Origin of the sequence: Bradyrhizobium sp., assembly GCF_019244115.1 — a bacterium.
GTDB lineage: Bacteria > Pseudomonadota > Alphaproteobacteria > Rhizobiales > Xanthobacteraceae > Bradyrhizobium.
Window position 1 is genome coordinate 21392 of record NZ_JAFATE010000253.1, and the last position, 15409, is coordinate 36800.

General features: G+C 60.6%; 8 protein-coding genes and 6 pseudogenes. 4 read left to right on the top strand and 10 right to left on the bottom strand.

The features are described from left to right. Positions 1-349 precede the first annotated feature (349 nt). The 10 genes and pseudogenes from JOZ76_RS11475 to JOZ76_RS11520 all read right to left on the bottom strand — a co-directional run bounded on the left by JOZ76_RS11475 (position 350) and on the right by JOZ76_RS11520 (position 11121). Positions 350-1666: pseudogene (locus tag JOZ76_RS11475) on the bottom strand (ABC transporter ATP-binding protein). A 12-nt stretch (positions 1667-1678) separates the two neighbouring features. Continuing rightward, positions 1679-3408 (bottom strand): annotated as a pseudogene (locus tag JOZ76_RS11480) (ABC transporter permease). A gap of 15 nt (positions 3409-3423) precedes the next feature. After that, the gene (locus JOZ76_RS11485) at positions 3424-3915 is read right to left on the bottom strand and encodes a carbohydrate porin (protein WP_366938563.1); all 492 of its coding nucleotides are present in this window, start codon (positions 3913-3915) and stop codon (positions 3424-3426) included. Positions 3916-3936: 21 nt separating this feature from the next. Then, positions 3937-5451, bottom strand: a complete 1515-nt coding sequence (locus JOZ76_RS11490) for a carbohydrate porin (RefSeq protein WP_291698746.1) — start codon at positions 5449-5451, stop codon at positions 3937-3939. 979 nt (positions 5452-6430) lie between these two features. After that, positions 6431-7077, bottom strand: a pseudogene (locus JOZ76_RS11495) (MgtC/SapB family protein). A 639-nt stretch (positions 7078-7716) separates the two neighbouring features. Continuing rightward, the gene (locus JOZ76_RS11500) at positions 7717-8349 is read right to left on the bottom strand and encodes a response regulator transcription factor (RefSeq protein ID WP_291698748.1); all 633 of its coding nucleotides are present in this window, start codon (positions 8347-8349) and stop codon (positions 7717-7719) included. Positions 8350-8358: 9 nt separating this feature from the next. Further along, on the bottom strand, positions 8359-9339 hold the full coding sequence (locus tag JOZ76_RS11505) for a sensor histidine kinase (RefSeq protein WP_291698749.1): 981 nt from the start codon (positions 9337-9339) through the stop codon (positions 8359-8361). 215 nt (positions 9340-9554) lie between these two features. Beyond that, a complete protein-coding gene (locus JOZ76_RS11510; RefSeq protein WP_291698750.1) occupies positions 9555-10034 on the bottom strand; it encodes a cation diffusion facilitator family transporter in 480 nt (159 codons plus the stop codon). Between the two features lie 278 nt (positions 10035-10312). Then, positions 10313-10834, bottom strand: a pseudogene (gene dmeF, locus JOZ76_RS11515) (CDF family Co(II)/Ni(II) efflux transporter DmeF); the annotation flags it as partial. A gap of 8 nt (positions 10835-10842) precedes the next feature. Continuing rightward, positions 10843-11121, bottom strand: coding sequence for a metal/formaldehyde-sensitive transcriptional repressor (locus tag JOZ76_RS11520; protein ID WP_291698751.1), 279 nt, complete (start codon positions 11119-11121; stop codon positions 10843-10845). A 129-nt stretch (positions 11122-11250) separates the two neighbouring features. On the opposite strand from JOZ76_RS11520, the gene JOZ76_RS11525 reads away from it, so the two are divergent. From JOZ76_RS11525 to JOZ76_RS11540, 4 genes and pseudogenes are all read left to right on the top strand, one after another. Then, on the top strand, positions 11251-11517 hold the full coding sequence (locus tag JOZ76_RS11525; protein WP_291698752.1) for a metal-sensing transcriptional repressor: 267 nt from the start codon (positions 11251-11253) through the stop codon (positions 11515-11517). A gap of 883 nt (positions 11518-12400) precedes the next feature. Continuing rightward, complete coding sequence (locus JOZ76_RS11530) at positions 12401-14059, top strand: NRAMP family divalent metal transporter (RefSeq protein WP_291698753.1); 1659 nt, start codon at positions 12401-12403, stop codon at positions 14057-14059. Positions 14060-14290: 231 nt separating this feature from the next. Continuing rightward, positions 14291-14625 (top strand): annotated as a pseudogene (locus tag JOZ76_RS11535) (MgtC/SapB family protein); the annotation flags it as partial. Positions 14626-15127: 502 nt separating this feature from the next. After that, positions 15128-15409: pseudogene (locus JOZ76_RS11540) on the top strand (hypothetical protein); the annotation flags it as partial.

Here is a 15409-nt window from a genome sequence, read left to right on the forward strand (position 1 = left end):
AGCGTCACGGCCTCAGCTTCGCGTCCGGCGGAAGGGCAAGCAGCATATCCACACGGTCAAATCGGAAAACAGTGCGCAGTTCGGCCCAGATGAATCGGAGGTCAAGAACAGCACCGCCCGATCTCGAAGGTGGCCGACGGAAGCCGAGCTCGATTTGCGATCAAAGGCCCAGCGGGGTACGATCTTGCAGACGGCACTCACGAGTGAGATGGCCGCGGGAAGGGCATTTCAGGCGATTGCCCGCGCGACCGTTCGGCACTTCTCGGAAAACTCGGACGCTGTGCGCAACGGCGATTCGGAAGGCATACACCGGATGCGGGTGGATCGCGCCGGTTGCGCGCCGCCATCTTTAGCCTGGGTTTTCGAGGCTGGACGTCTCCGATTGTTCGTCGTAGGCGAACAACTCGGCATAGCGGCCCCAGGACACAGCCGTTCGAAGTGTTTCGTCAGCGTCCTCTTCCGACATGTAGTCCTCAAGTTCGTTGCGGAAGCGCGCGGCAGGAGCGCTGTGCGATGGTCGCTCGTCGAGCACGCGGCGGATCAGCGCCGCGACCGGCACGTAGTTGAGGACATGCTCGGCAAACAAATTTTTTGCGCGCATCTGTTTCGAGATGCGCGAAGCGTTTGCCGGCCTCGGTCAGCACGAGGTCGCCTTCGCTCAACTGGGCAAACCGCAGTAGCTGGAGCGACTCGCCAAGGTGAAGGATCTCGTCCGCCTCTAGTCTAGTTGCAGGCTGCCAGCCAGCACAGGCAGATCGGCATGGCCGCTATAGGGCGGCCCCGCGAGTGTCTCGATCAAACCCGAAAGCACGTTCGATGAAACATGGTTGAGAGCCATGCCAATGCCTGTGCCTGGAATCCCCTCGATGGCCGGGGCTCTGGCCTGTGGGCGCTGCGTCATGCGTGCGTAGAGTTGATCAACGAGTTGCCGAAACGTTGGATCGAGCCGGTTGCGTGGATGCGGCAAATCAATTTTGACCTCGGCGGCGACCCGGCCGGGATTTGACGAGAAGACCAGGATGCGATCGCACATGAGCACCGCCTCCTCTATGTTATGTGTCACTATCAGGATCGACTTGATCGGCAGCCGGCCATCAATCCAGAGATCGATCAGGTCCGTGCGCAGCGTCTCGGCGGTCAACACGTCGAGCGCCGAAAACGCCTCGTCCATCAAAAGCAGGTCGGGATGCACGACGAGCGCCCGCGCAAAGCCGACGCGCTGGCGCATGCCGCCGGACAGCTCCTTCGGATAGGCCGATTCGAAGCCGTCCAGGCCGATCAGGTCGATCGCGGCGAGCGCGCGCTTGCGCCGCACCTCGGCATCGGTTCCGAGCGCTTCAAGGCCGAGTTCGACGTTCTGCAACACGGTGAGCCAGGGGAATAGCGCAAACGACTGAAACACGATGGCGACGCCGTTTGGCGGACCCAGAATGGCCTCACCGCGGCATCTGGCGTCGCCCGAGGTGGGAGCGACCAGGCCTGCAATGATGCGCAACAGCGTCGACTTGCCCGAGCCCGAGCGGCCGAGCAGGCCGACAATTTCGCCGGAGCGAATGGTCAGATCGACCTTTTCGAGCACCAGCAAATCCTCGCCGCGGCCTTTCGGAAACGAGCGGCACACCCCGTGGAGATCGATGAGGGTCGGGGGCTGCCTGGTCTCGAGCATTGCTTTCTCCTGTCACCCGAGGCGAAGACGGCGTTCGCCAAAAGCATAGCGGTCGCCAGAGCAGCCGGTTGAATAGCGTCACCAAGATGCACATGATGGCGATCCCAAGTACCACACGCGGGAAGTCGCCGGCTTCTGTCGCCTTGGCGATGTAGGCACCGAGCCCCTTTGCGGATAGATGAGTGTCGCCCCAGCTTGCGACTTCGGCAACGATTGAGGCGTTCCAGGAGCCGCCCGAAGCGGTGATGGCGCCGGTGATGTAATACGGAAAGATGCCCGGCAGAATGACCTTGATCCACCAACGCCATCCCTTGAGATGGAAGCTGCCGGCGGCCTCGCGCAAGTCAGTTGGGAAGGCGCTGGCGCCGGCGATGACGTTGAACAGGATGTACCACTGCGTGCCCAGGATCATCAGCGGGCTGAGCCAGACATCGGAGTTGAGCCCGTAGCGCACGATGATCACGACAATAATGGGAAAGGCAAGGTTGGCCGGGAGCGCCGCCAGGAATTGCACCAGCGGCTGCACGGGCTCGGCGAGTTTCGGGCGAAGCCCAATCCAGACGCCCACCGGCACCCAGATCAACGTGGCGAGCGCGATCAGCACGACCACCCGCAACAGTGTGATCAAGCCATCCCCGATCGCGTCATAAACGTCTGAAGGCCCCAGGGTGACTGAGAGATAGGTATAGATCTTGAATGCCGCGTACCCGGTGCCGATCCCGATCACGGCGAACCACAGCGCATCGACCACGCGCGAGGGCGGCCGGTTCTTGATGGACGGTCGAAGGCCGTTGGGCCATTCGATATTCAGGTTCGAGAACGCGCGGTTCAGCCCCGCGAACGGTTGGGTGAGCGCACGCAGTGCGCGGGTGCGGCGAAACAGGTCGAGCATCCAGGATATTGGCGCGTCACCGGACGCCGTCTGCTCGAAGCGGAACTTGTCGGCCCACGCCACGATCGGGCGGAACAGGAGCTGGTCATAGGCGATGATGACGAGCAACATGGTCAAGATAGCGTAGCCGATCGCAATGAGGTCACGTTTCTCGATCGCCATCGCCACGTAGGAGCCGACGCCGGGCAGCGTGACGGTGGTGTTGCCGACAGTGATTGCCTCCGACGCCACGACGAAGAACCAACCGCCCGACATCGACATCATGGCGTTCCAGATCAGGCCGGGCATCGCGAAAGGCACGTCCAGCCGCCAGAAGCGCTGCCAGCCGCTCAGGTGGAAGCTCTGCGAGGCTTCGTCCAGGTCCTTCGGCACATTGCGCATCGACTGGTACATGCTGAACGTCATGTTCCAGGCTTGGCTCGTAAAGATCGCGAACACGCACGCGAGTTCGGCCCCCAACACCTTCCCCGGAAATAGATTAAGGAAGAAGACAACCGTGAAGGTGAGGAAACCGAGGATCGGCACTGATTGCAGAATGTCCAGGATCGGAACCAGCACCATCTCGGCGCGCCGGCTTTTTGCGGCGATGGCCGCGTAAATAAAGGTGAAGATGGTCGAGCAGACAATCGCCAGCAGCATCCGCATCGTGGTTCGCAGGGCATAGACCGGCAAATTGAACGGTTCGAGCGATACCGGAGCGGTATCCAGCGCCGACAGCGGCAGCGTGGTCTGCTCGCCGCCATACACGATCAGCACCAGGGCGCCGATCACGAGAATCAGGGCCACCACGTCCCGGATGTTGGGCCGTGGCGCGCGCCAGCATGGCGATGCGAAGATCCTGCAACGTCATCGGATAGCCCCCAACCTAGTATTGCGAATGCACGCGCACGCCGAACACCGAAGCCGGGCCGCGATCGCGGTTATAAGCAGGATTGACGATCAGCTGATAGTCCAGCGTGATCTTCGATGCAAACCAGGGAAAGCTGTAATAGGTTTCCAGAATCCCTTCGTCGCCGGGATGAGGCAGCTGGCCATCACCAACCAGGATGCCGAGCCCGCCTGCATTCAGGAAGGCCTGGTGCACGTTGGAGATGCCGTTGACGACGCCGGCAATGCCGAAGACGTCGTCATCGCGTCCCCACAGCTTCCCGGAAAGCGAGAACCCGGCAGCAACGGTGTGATCGATGTCGGTGAACTCGTAGGGCTCCTTATGGCCGTCGGCCCAGCCGGCGCGTGCGAAGAAGCCGACATTGTCCATGAGCTGCTGCTCGAGATTCATGCTGATGCCGCCGCGGCTCTGGTACTTGCGCACGGCGGCGATGTCGGCAGGCGCTCCCGTGATGGCCGCCAGCTGGATCGCGTCCTCTCCCGCCGCGGGTCAGGAATCCGGTGATCGCCACCTTGCCCGGCTGTCCGAAAACGGAGTAGCGCCGTTCGATTTCGCCGTCCCACTGGAATTGTCCGAACCGAGAATCCAGCGAAGTCGTGTTGGGCGCGATTGACAGATCGAACATGCCACCGCGGAAGGTCCAAGGGCCGGTGTACCATTCAATCGCGCCGCCGACGGTATAGCCCCAGGCATCCGCCGCATAGTCGAACTGCTGGTGTCGACCACCGACCAGTTCATGAAATCGCCGCGGGGATCGTGGGCATATTTGTTGGTATCGAAGATATCGACCACGCCAATTTTACCGGCCGTAATCACCAGCCTGTCCGACGTCTGCGACCCCGAGAACTGGTTGAAGACGCCGTCGACCTTTTGCGTGTCGCCGCCGAGGTCGATTGTCTGCCTGAAAAACGCCCGATGCAGACGCGTATAGGGATAGCTCGCCCCGACCTTGTAAGCTTCGCCGCTCGGGAACCCTGCCGCGCCGACCGAACTGCTCAAACCGAAGCCTTGATCGATTTCCGGGTTGATCCAGACTTCGGCACCGTCCCAGAGGCGCATTCCGGCATAGAGCGTCACGTCGAAGGTCTCGCGACCCTGGTTCGGATTTAGACTATTGGTGCCGACATAGGGCGACCGGAATGGCGGCGTGTATTGTTCGAGCAAGGTCGACTGGGCGTGGAAAGCGAAGCGATCCGTCTCAAGCGCCGACGGGGTCTTGGTTATAAGCTCCAGTACGGGATTGATATCGCCGATCTTGTAATTCAATCCGAGCCGGATGCTCTGCATGGCAAGGTCGGATTGAAACGTGTCTACGGAGGCTGCGAAGAAGGCGCCCTTGCGTCCAAATCCGGTTTCCAGAAATTCCGCCTTGGCCGACCAATTGCCAGCGATGGGAATCTCCATCCCGATGCCTGCGACCCATCCGAGCCGCCACAGCAGCGCCGTTTCGACGGTCCCCGGCGCGGCAAAGCCGCCAACCAGAGGAGTGGCATCCTGGCTCCTCGTCACCTGATTATAGGTCCATGCGAAGCCGCCCGTTCCGTAAAGGAGCAAGCTATCGAACGCATAGCCGACGCGGCCACGGACGCTGCCGTAATGGATGGCAGCCTCACCATAAGTCACCTGGCCAATCGATGGCGAGGCCACAGTTTGGCTGCCCTTCACCGAATAGGGCATCACCACGTCCGAGTTCGGGAAGCTGACGTCGCCTTCCACGCCCAACATCCATCGCGACGGCAACACGTAATTGTAGCCGCCCTGCAGGCCCGCAACGTAGCTGCCTGTCCCGGCCATGAAATCGAAATTGAAGGGAAGATCGAACGACCCAGCGACCGGGGGCCCAGCCGGACCGAGCGGTGTCGCGGTCCAGTTCGAAGAACCCCTGATCACCCCTGCATGGGCGCCGATATACCAGCCGGTCCAATCATAGGCCGTCGACGTGTAGGGCGCCGGCGCCTGGGCCGGCAGATCCGCTGCGACTGCGGAATCAGCGAAGGCCAGCATGAGGCCAATCCCGACACCGACCAACGCGCGTGAGCGGTTGCGACTGCAGCTGTAGCGAGACTTCTCCCGCGCAAACATATTCAATTGCCCCTTTTCCATGACGCCGAGCCGCTCGACCAGCTGACGCCCATATAAACAGCCCAATTCCGCAGCTTCGCCCAACAAGGAAAGCAGTTTCCGATGCAGTTCACGCAGAACCGCTCGCAATTGCGACGACCAGCCATCGCTTCACGATGAAATGGCATCGGCGAGTGACGTGCACGCCAGGCTGCCGGAGAAGCGAGTTGCGCACCTTTCGCCAGAGGCTGTGGGGCTTCCGCAGGGTGAACTGGTCGGATCGCGTCCGCCCGACACGACCGTTCGAAATCCTGCAAGCGGCGGCGGATCGCGCAAAGCCGTCGACGTGGCCCATCGTGCATCCGGAACAAGAGCGTCGTTTTGGTGGGAGGCAAAAGGTTGCCGCGCCATTTCCGAATCTGTTTTGCGACACGAACGCAATAAGGTCATTTTTGTCTCCGACCGTGTACGGCTGACGGAACTCTGCTTTGCAGGAACTTCAATGTGCCGTGTCAGCTTTCTGGTGTTAGTGGCGGCGTTAGCGTCCGTGCGATGCTCCTCTAGCCAGGCCGCCGGATCGTTTCAAACCAGGCAAGCCTTCCAGAGTGTGGTGACGGTCGGAATGGCAGCTACGGCACCCCACGTTTCCGTGCCCAGCGCCACTGACGGCGATCTCGTTGGTGGCTGCGGTCGGGGACGTATCCGTGATTCCCAAACACACATGTGCCGCGGTCCTGCCGATGTCAGATGACCGGCGCGGATGAGAAATCCGTCGCCCATCGCGAATTCGGAGCCCAGAAGGGCGGAAGATATCGCCGCCGTCGGCCAAGAGAGTCGCCGATCAACTGCTCGCCAAAATTCGACTTCATCAGCGGTTCGACACGCACCAATTCGTACTGGGGCTGTTACATTTTGGCGGCTCCTATTCCAGCATTGGCCCAACGCTCCAGCTCGCCGCCGAAACGGTCGATTCAAGACTGAGACGGCCTACAATCTGTTCAAGCACCGCATCACTGTTCGCGTGGGCGGTGAGCTGCGCAATGACTTCGACGCGTCCGCCCTCCTCAAGGTGCTGTCAAGCTGCCGTAGGCTGAGCTGGGCGTTGCTTGTGCTGTGCAGAAGCAGGGCCCGCACGTGCGCCTCTTCCGGATTGCTGCAGACAACCCGGATGCGATATTGCAGGTCCGTTTCAGCTTGCGAGATCGGCTGTCGATTGATGAGACGGACCAGCGGCCTCAAGGTCAGATTGACCAGAACGACAAAGCCGGTCGCCAGTGCCGCATGCTGCGGATGGCCACTTCCTGCCAGCAATCCTACCGCGGCCGAGCACCATAAGGTCGCGGCGGTGTTGAGGCCGCTGACCTGAAGCCCCTCGCGAAAGATGATGCCCGCCCCCAGGAAGCCGATGCCGGAAACGACCTGCGCAGCCACGCGTGTAGGACTTCCGTCATCAGGGAACAGGCCCTCGAAGATCACAAAGCTCGCCGCGCCGATTGCGACCAAGGTATTGGTGCGCAAGCCCGCCATTCGCTGACGCCACTGACGTTCGAATCCGATGCACGCCCCCATCAACGTGGCGCTACCGAGGCAGATCGCGGCCTGATCGATCGATGTGCTCACTTCAAGAATCCTGTCCTCTTTTCGGGTGCCTTCGCCGATGGCCCAAAGCGAGCGTGCCCCCAAGCCGTTCCATCCACCGCGTTCCGGATAAGACAGTCCGAAGACAGTTATGTGAAATCTTGTGCTGCCGATGCAGGATGATCGCGAAGCGCAAGCTCATGCTCGCCAGGCGGAATGCGCCAACTGCTATCCAACGTCGGCCCAATCTGATGGCCGCTCCGATCACGGTCTACCCATCGGGGCCACATCTAGATTTGGCAACAAAGGCAAATCGCCGCTCTTGCGCTGGACGCAAGAGCCGATCGTGCCCGGGTCGCCTAAAGGCTGCTTGTCCGAAGGCCATTTGAATATCGAACACCAATCCGGGCGTCGTCCGTCACTGCTGCTTCCAGCAGTCCGAAAGCAGGGGCGCGGTCGCCGCGTTCGCACCTGCCGCAAACCTACCGATGTAACGAAAGAACACGACTATACCGGGGTATAGCCACCCTCACGAGATCACGTGATGTGGCTCTCCCGGCACAGCCAGACCGGCTGAACGTCGCTGCGCTGAATGTCCGCACAGGCTGTGAGTGAGCCCCGCAACTCGTTCTAGTGGATCGCCCCTCGATCGATCGTGCGCGACAGAATATCGGTCTTTCTGACGAGATCAATCAATGACCGCGCCTGCATCTTCCGCATCAGCTGTCCTCGATGGAGCTTGACCGTGATTACGCTCAAGCCGAGCCGGGCCGCAATCTGCTTATTCTGTTGCCCAGCGACAACCAGCCAAAGAATCTCTTTCTCACGCATCGTCAGAGATTCATATCGCTCCTTCAATGTCGCCATGGCGGCCAGGCTCGCTCGCCGCAGGCGATCTCTCGCAAATCCTACGCGAACGGCGTCCAGCAGCTCCTGATCTTGGAAGGGCTTGATCAGGAAATCGACCGCACCAGCCCGCATCGCGCGCACGGACATCGGCACATCACCATGAGCGGTTATGAAAACGACGGGTACGCGGATGCCAAGCTCGTCCATCTCGCCATGGAAATCCAAGCCGTTCAATCCGGGCAGGCGCACGTCCAGCACAAGGCAGGCTGGAGCATCGGGGCGCTCGCTACCGAGGAAGTCGGCGACGGAAGCGAAAGACATGGCCCGTACTCCCGCTGAGCGGAAGAGACTGTCCAGGGCCTCCCGAATGGCCTGTTCATCGTCGATCACAAACACGATCGAATCGTCCTGCATGGCCTTAACTCACGATGACTGAGGCCGTGATTCGACAACGTCCTGTTTCTCCAGAACGGAAGAATATCGCTTCGGCGAAACAGGAAGAAGAAATTGAATTGTTGCGCCGCGCGGAGCATTGACCTCCGCCCAGATACGCCCGCCATGAGCTTCAATGATGGATCGCGCTATTGAGAGCCCCATTCCAAGCCCGTCAGGCTTTGTCGTGTAGAAAGCGTTGAACACCTGGTCAAGCTCCGCACCCAGGCCAGCACCGGTATCTCGTACCGCCACCACGACACCGCCCCGGCCTCTGCTCGTCGCCAGCCGCAGTTCTCTGCATTCGTATCCGACCTTTGCCAGCGACTCGATCGCGTTGACCAGCAGATTAAGCAAGACTTGCTGCAACTGGACCTGATCGCAATGAACGGCGGGCAGGTCCGTTCCAAGTTCGGTCTGCAGCAGGATGCGATCAGCTTTCAGCTGATTTTGCACCGGAGGGATGGTTGCGAGCACAGTCTCGTTGATGTCGAACCAGTCCGGAGCCGCAGGCGCTCTCCTTGCAAGATGTCTGACCCGACCGATAATTTCGCTGGCCCGCTTTGCCTCATTAACGATTCGTCCGATCACCTGCTTGGCCTCTGCGATATTGGGAGGGGCGGCAGCAAGCCACCGCAGGCCGGCATTGCCGTTTGTGACCACAGCAGTGAGTGGCTGATTGACCTCGTGAGCGATCGACGCCGTTAGTTCACCGAGCGTCGTGACCCTCGCGATATGGGCAAGCTGCGCACGCGCCGCGTAGGTTGCCGCTTGTGCCGATTCGATCTTGAGGACGAGGTAGGTTGTCGCCGCGATTGCCGCGATGCTGATTGCGCCGTTAATGCTACCCGAATAAGGGGATCCCGATCGCGTCAACAGCAAGCTAACCACCGTCAGCACAACGCACGTTCCGCCGAACAGCAACACACCGCGCCTTTGGCAAAAGCGAACCGAAAGCAGGATCACGATCACATACGGCTATCTCGAGGTCCGTCACGGTATCGAGGATGAAGATCGCAATGGTCAGGATGACGGCGGTCGCTGGTAGCAATGAATTGCGTCCAACGGACCAAAGATGATGAATGCGCTGCATGAACGCGCGCCTGCTGCTTGCTTTCGCACCCGACCAGCCCCCGGATGGCAGCTGGCCGGTGGTAAGGCTTCAGCCGTACGCCGGTGGTAAGGCTTCAGCCGTATGAAGACTGCGGATGCTGGACCTCGACAGTGACATGCGACAAATCGGTGAGCTTGACCAGTCTCCGCCGGTAATGCGCTGAGTCACGCGCTGTTGTGGTTGCGACCGAGATAATGGCGCCGAGATGTCCCGGCCCAAGACGCCAGAGGTGCAGATCGGTGACGTGGTCGCCTTCGCTTTCCACGATCGTTCGCACTTTCTCGATAATGCGCGTATCGGGCGTGCGATCGGGCAGGATGCCACCAGTATCGCGTAGCAACCCGACCGACCAGTTTGCGATGACCAGTGCGCCGATCAAACCGGCGAGTGGGTCCATCCAGAGCCAGCCGAACGCGCGGGCCAGCAACAAGCCGGCAATGACGAGAACCGAAACGGCGGCATCCGCCATCACATGGACGACCGCGGCTCGCATGTTGTTGTCGCGGTAGTGCGCGCCGTGACCGGCGTCGTGACTGTGCTCCTCGAGTCCCATCTCACTCTCGTATTGCTGGCCGTGCTGCGCAAGACGGACCTTCACTAGAAAGGCATGCGGTTCGGGAATTTCGTCGCGCGACTCCAGGAACTCGCCCTGCTTTCGAATGAAAAGAGCTGGTGCCGGCCATCCGGCCTGACGGTCTCGATCGTCAAGGCTGAGGCATTCGGCAGGACATGCGTAGCCGTTCTGATGCGAAAGCGCGGCGGTACATCTTTTTCGAAGACTTCGATTTGGTAGGCGTTCCCGCCCAACTCGATTCGGCGCGGCTCGTCATCATGATCATGACTGTTATGGGCATGACCGTGACCGTGGCTGTGGCCATGAGCGTGATCATGCCCGCCGGACAGCAGCCATGCGCTCGCGACGTTGACTGCAAGGCCGACAACAGCGATCGGGATCGCCTCACGGAAGTGGATCGGAAGCGGATTCAGGAAACGGTCAATGGCCTCGTAGCCGATCAGGAGCGCGATCATCGCGAGCACGATGGCGCTGCTGTAGCCTGCCAGATCGCCAAACTTGCCGGTGCCGAACGTGAAACTGCGATCGTATGCGTATCTGCGTGCAAAAGTGTAGGCCAGCGCAGCCAGAAGCAACGCGCCGGCATGTGTCGACATGTGCAATCCGTCGGCAATCAGGGCTAGGGAGCCGAACAGGGCGCCGCCGACGATCTCGACGATCATCATGGCGCTGCAAAGGATGATGACAGCCTAGGTCCGGCGTTCGGCGCGCTCATGATCGGCGCCCAGGAAGACGTGTTCGTGCGGCTCGAACTGAAGTAGTGAGCTGGCTTCCGGCATGACATGCCTCACTTCAAATAGGTATGGACGACTTCGATCAGTTCATCCGCGGCCTGGCTGTTGAGCGCACCGGGGTTCTTCTGTGGGTCAACAAGATGGGTGCGGATGTGGTCCTCGACGACCTCCGCCATCAGGCCCGCGACACTCCCACGAACGCCGGCGATCATATGCATGATGCGGTCGCACCCTGCTTCTTCCGCCAATGCCCGCTCGATCGCTTCGACCTGTCCCCGGATCCGACCGACCCGAGCGATGAGCTTCTTCTTTTCTCTGATGGTGTGTGTCATGGCGAAACACATAGGGTACCCCCCTATGCCATGTTAAGCGATTAGCATCGAAGGAGCCAATGGCCCCGCAGGCGCGCCGGCCCTATCCTCCCAGGAGGATCACTGGTATTTTGCTTGCAGGAGACTCAGATGCCGGATCACCCGCACTGGGCTATCGCGCGCCGTCTCAAGCGCGCCAATGGCCACCTCGAAACAATCATCGAAATGGTCGAGAATGATCGGCCTTGCACGGAGATCGCCCAGCAGCTGCAGGCGGTCGAGAGCGCCATCGGGAGCGCGAAGAAAGCCTTGATTCATGACCACATCAGCCAGAGCCTCGAGCGGTCCTTCAAAGCGCACGGGCTGAAGGGCCATGTTGCCCTGAGGGATTTCAAGCTCATTTCAAAATACCTGTGATGAGACTGAGGACGTGCGGAGCAACTTACCGAGTAGACGCTGCCGGGTAAGACGCGGCCGACATTCTTCGAACCAATATCGAGCGTGAACTCTCTCGCTGGCCGGCTCCACATTCCGGACCAATCCAGAGCCCGAGATCGACACAATCACAGTCAGCAGACGAACCCTGTGGTTGAGAGCCCGCATCTCTTCCATCCACCGGGGAGGATCAAGCCTATCCTCCATGGAGGATAGGTGAATCAGCTTGACTGGTTTCGAAAACGGGCGTACGGCCGATCTGCGGGGTGAAACCATTGGTTTCCAACCGCATTGAGAACCTGAAGACAATCTGAGTGGGGTCGAGAGGCTCCAGAAGGAACATGGGCAGTAGCATCTCTGGCATGACCCGCTCCGCGGCTTTGGGGCGCGTGATGCCGCAGAAATTGAAAATCGATCGCGTCGGCTGCGGCCGCGTGAGAGCTGCTGGTCGCGCCTAGCGCTGCCTCATCCTCACCGACCTGCCGCTGAACGCGGAAGTGGAGGTGAGCGATGTTCGAAAGACTCGCACAGATCCGGGATGTCGTGCCGTGGCTGAAGGGGCTGCTGAGCGAACCGGTCTGTTCTCAGCCAATCCAGTCCAATGACGATCGGCCGGGATTTCGCCACCCGGAGGGCCGACGCCTGCGTCCCCATCGGCCGCTGGCATGTCATTGGGTTCCCGCCCCCGATGGGCGACTGGAGTGCTGGTGGGAACCAGCAGCGGCTGACGACCAGCCGAACGGCAATCAAGACTGGCCGCCGCCATGGGTCAGTCCTCCGCTCGTTCCGGGCATGGGTCAAATGACTGCGCTCGAGCAAATCGCCGTCTAGCCGGAGAGCCGGTATTGGGTCGTAGAGGTGCGCTATGAACATGATCAATCCAATCCACCAAGAGGTCAGCCGGGCCGCCGTGCTGGACGAGGCCCACATTGGCGATATCCACGGGGCGCTCGGCACTATCCGGCACCACGATCATGGGCCGCGGAAGGGCATCTGGGCACGATGGAAGACGCTGGTCGCGATCCTCGGACCGGGCCTGATCGTCATGGTGGGAGACAATGATGCCGGCGCGTTCGGCACCTACACCCAGGCCGGCCAGAACTACGGCACGACGCTCCTGTGGACGCTGATGCTGCTGATCCCGGTGCTCTATGTGAACCAGGAGATGGTCGTTCGGCTGGGCGCGGTGACCGGGGTCGGCCACGCACGGTTGATCTTCGAACGCTTCGGCCGGTTCTGGGGCGCGTTCAGCGTGATCGACCTGTTCCTGCTCAATGCGCTGACCCTGGTGACCGAGTTCATCGGGATCAGCCTGGCGCTGCGCTATCTCGGCTTGCCGCAGTTCTGGGGTGTGCTGGCTTCTGCCCTGATCGTGATGCTCGCTGTAAGTACCGGGAATTTCCGCGGTTTCGAACGCATCGCCATCTTCCTGGTGTTCGGCAGTCTGCTGCTGGTGCCCGTCGTTCTCATGGTGCATCCGCCCGTGGAGCAGATTGCGGCCGATTTCCTGGTGCCGAAACTTCCAACGGATAGCAATGTCAGCGAGGTGATGCTGCTGATCATTGCGATCGTTGGGACCACGATCGCGCCCTGGCAGCTGTTTTTTCAGCAGAGCTATATCATCGACAAGCGGATTACGCCGCGCTTCATTCATTACGAGCGCTGGGACCTTTGCCTCGGCATTGCGCTGGTCGTCCTCGGCGCCGTGGCAATGATCAGCTTCTCGGCCTGTATCTTCGCTGGACGACCAGAGTTCGGCAACTATACTGATGCGCTTGGGACGGCCGTGGGACTGGAAAGGTACGCTGGTCGGCTGCCGGCGGTGCTGTTCTCGCTCGCTCTGCTTGATGCCAGCATTGTAGGAGCCGCCGCCGTCTCGCTATCCACCGCTTACGCGATTGGCGACGTATTCTCCTTGAAGCACTCACTGCATCGCAAGCCGTCCGATGCAAAAGGCTTTTACGGCGTTTACTTCGCGCTGATCGTTCTGGCCGCTGCACTTGTGCTAACGCCGGGAACGCCGCTCGGCCTGCTGACCAATGCAGTGCAGACGTTGGCTGGCGTGTTGTTGCCGAGCGCGACGGTGTTTCTGCTTCTCTTGTGCAATGACAAGGCGGTACTTGGGCCCTGGGCGAATTCACGGATGCTCAACCTCTTCACGGGAGCCGTTGTGGCGGCGCTGGTGATGCTGTCGATCATCCTCACAGCCTCGGTAATGTTTCCGGATATGGGCGAGCAATGGATCGTTGGAATCCTGGTCGGTGGCAGCCTTCTGGGTATCGTGCTCACGGCCGGCATAAAGCTGCTGGAGCTTTCTCGCCCCCCCACCCTCGCCCCGCACAACCCGGCGAGGCAAAAGATTGACGTCTATGACAACTGGCGGATGCCGCCGCTTGCCGAACTGCCCCCGGCGCGGCTCAGCACGCTCAGCCGCGTATGGATGATCATCTTGCGAAGCTACCTCGTGATTGCCGGTGGTCTCGTGCTGGCACGGATCTTTCAGCTCGCGACGGCCGGCGCGTGAACGACCGGGTCACCCGCGCAGGCCGCTGAGAGGCGGTTGATCGTGTCGCCGGGTTGGCGTTGCTGAAGTTTCGCCGCCGTCATGCGCCTGTATCCGCGAGATGCAAATATCCCCCGCTACCGATGCATTGCGCCTGTCCCTTACCTGGAAGGGTCTGGGCGGAACGACATGAGAAGCGGCATCGTTCACGCCGGGTGAGAGAGCGACCAAGTGGCATCGATTGAATAGACACTGATTAATCTGGCGGTTGCAACACTGCTCGTGGCTGGTATTGGCTTCGCGCGCCAACGCCGTCAGCGAATGGCTGGTCTCCGCACCAACACGCGGTCGCGATCGGGGCCGCTAGTTTCGTCGTCTTCGCGAGCCTTATCCCAGGAAAGGCAAGCGCCACGCGCGTTGCGGCCCAGGTCGTATCCAGAATCGGCTTCCTTGGTGACGGCATCATCTTCAGAGAGAGTTTGCATGTCACAGGCTTGAACACGGCCGCGACGCTCTGGTGTTCGGCGGCGGTCGGCCTACTGGCGGGCTCTGGCCACCCCCTGCACGCCGGTGCAGCCACCGGCTTCGCCACGCCCAAAGCGACACGGTTCTCGAGCAGATCGTGGCCCGGCTCAGCCTGAAGCCGACAGTTTCAGCCGCGAGCTGGAGCTTCGAAGCCCTCGTCGAATAGCTTGCCAATCCAAGCGTTCTCCATGGCCGCATCGAGCTAAGCCCGGCGCTACGCGCAATGGAGCTGAACTGCCGGCCAAAGATGGTGACGGGAGAAGCGCTTTCTCCGAGCGTTATCAGTATTCGAAGTGGAGGAATCCTTCCTTGCTGAGCACTGAGCACATGAGCAGACTTCCACCGTTGGCGTTGAGAATGCTTCTCAACTAGCGCCCATCGCGTAAGCGTCAGTCGAGCGGAGTCCATTTTGGGCTGAGCGGTCGTCACAGAACTTGCGGTCGATGGGCATTGGATGCTCGTCTACAAGAAAGGCGCTGTACGGAAATTCTTGAAACCGTGGCGGAGAGCGAGATGGCTGGCAGAATCCCGGTACAACGAACCGCGCTAGCCACAACCATAGTCTTGAGCTTGATCGGTCAGTCAGCGAGGGCCGCCGACGAAATTCAGGTCTACAATGCCGGGATCGCTGCAGTTGGCCAGTTCACTTTTCAGCAGCATCTCAACTACTCCCCGCTCGGGGTGAAGGAGCCGCCTCTTCCGGGAGGTCTCATCTCCAACGGCGCAATCAACGGCACGCCGGAGTTCGCCTACGGCGTCACCGATTGGTGGGAGGTCGGCCTCTATTTGCCTTTCTCGATCAAGGACCAGAAGTTCTATTCGGACGCTTTCAAGTTGCGGACGCTG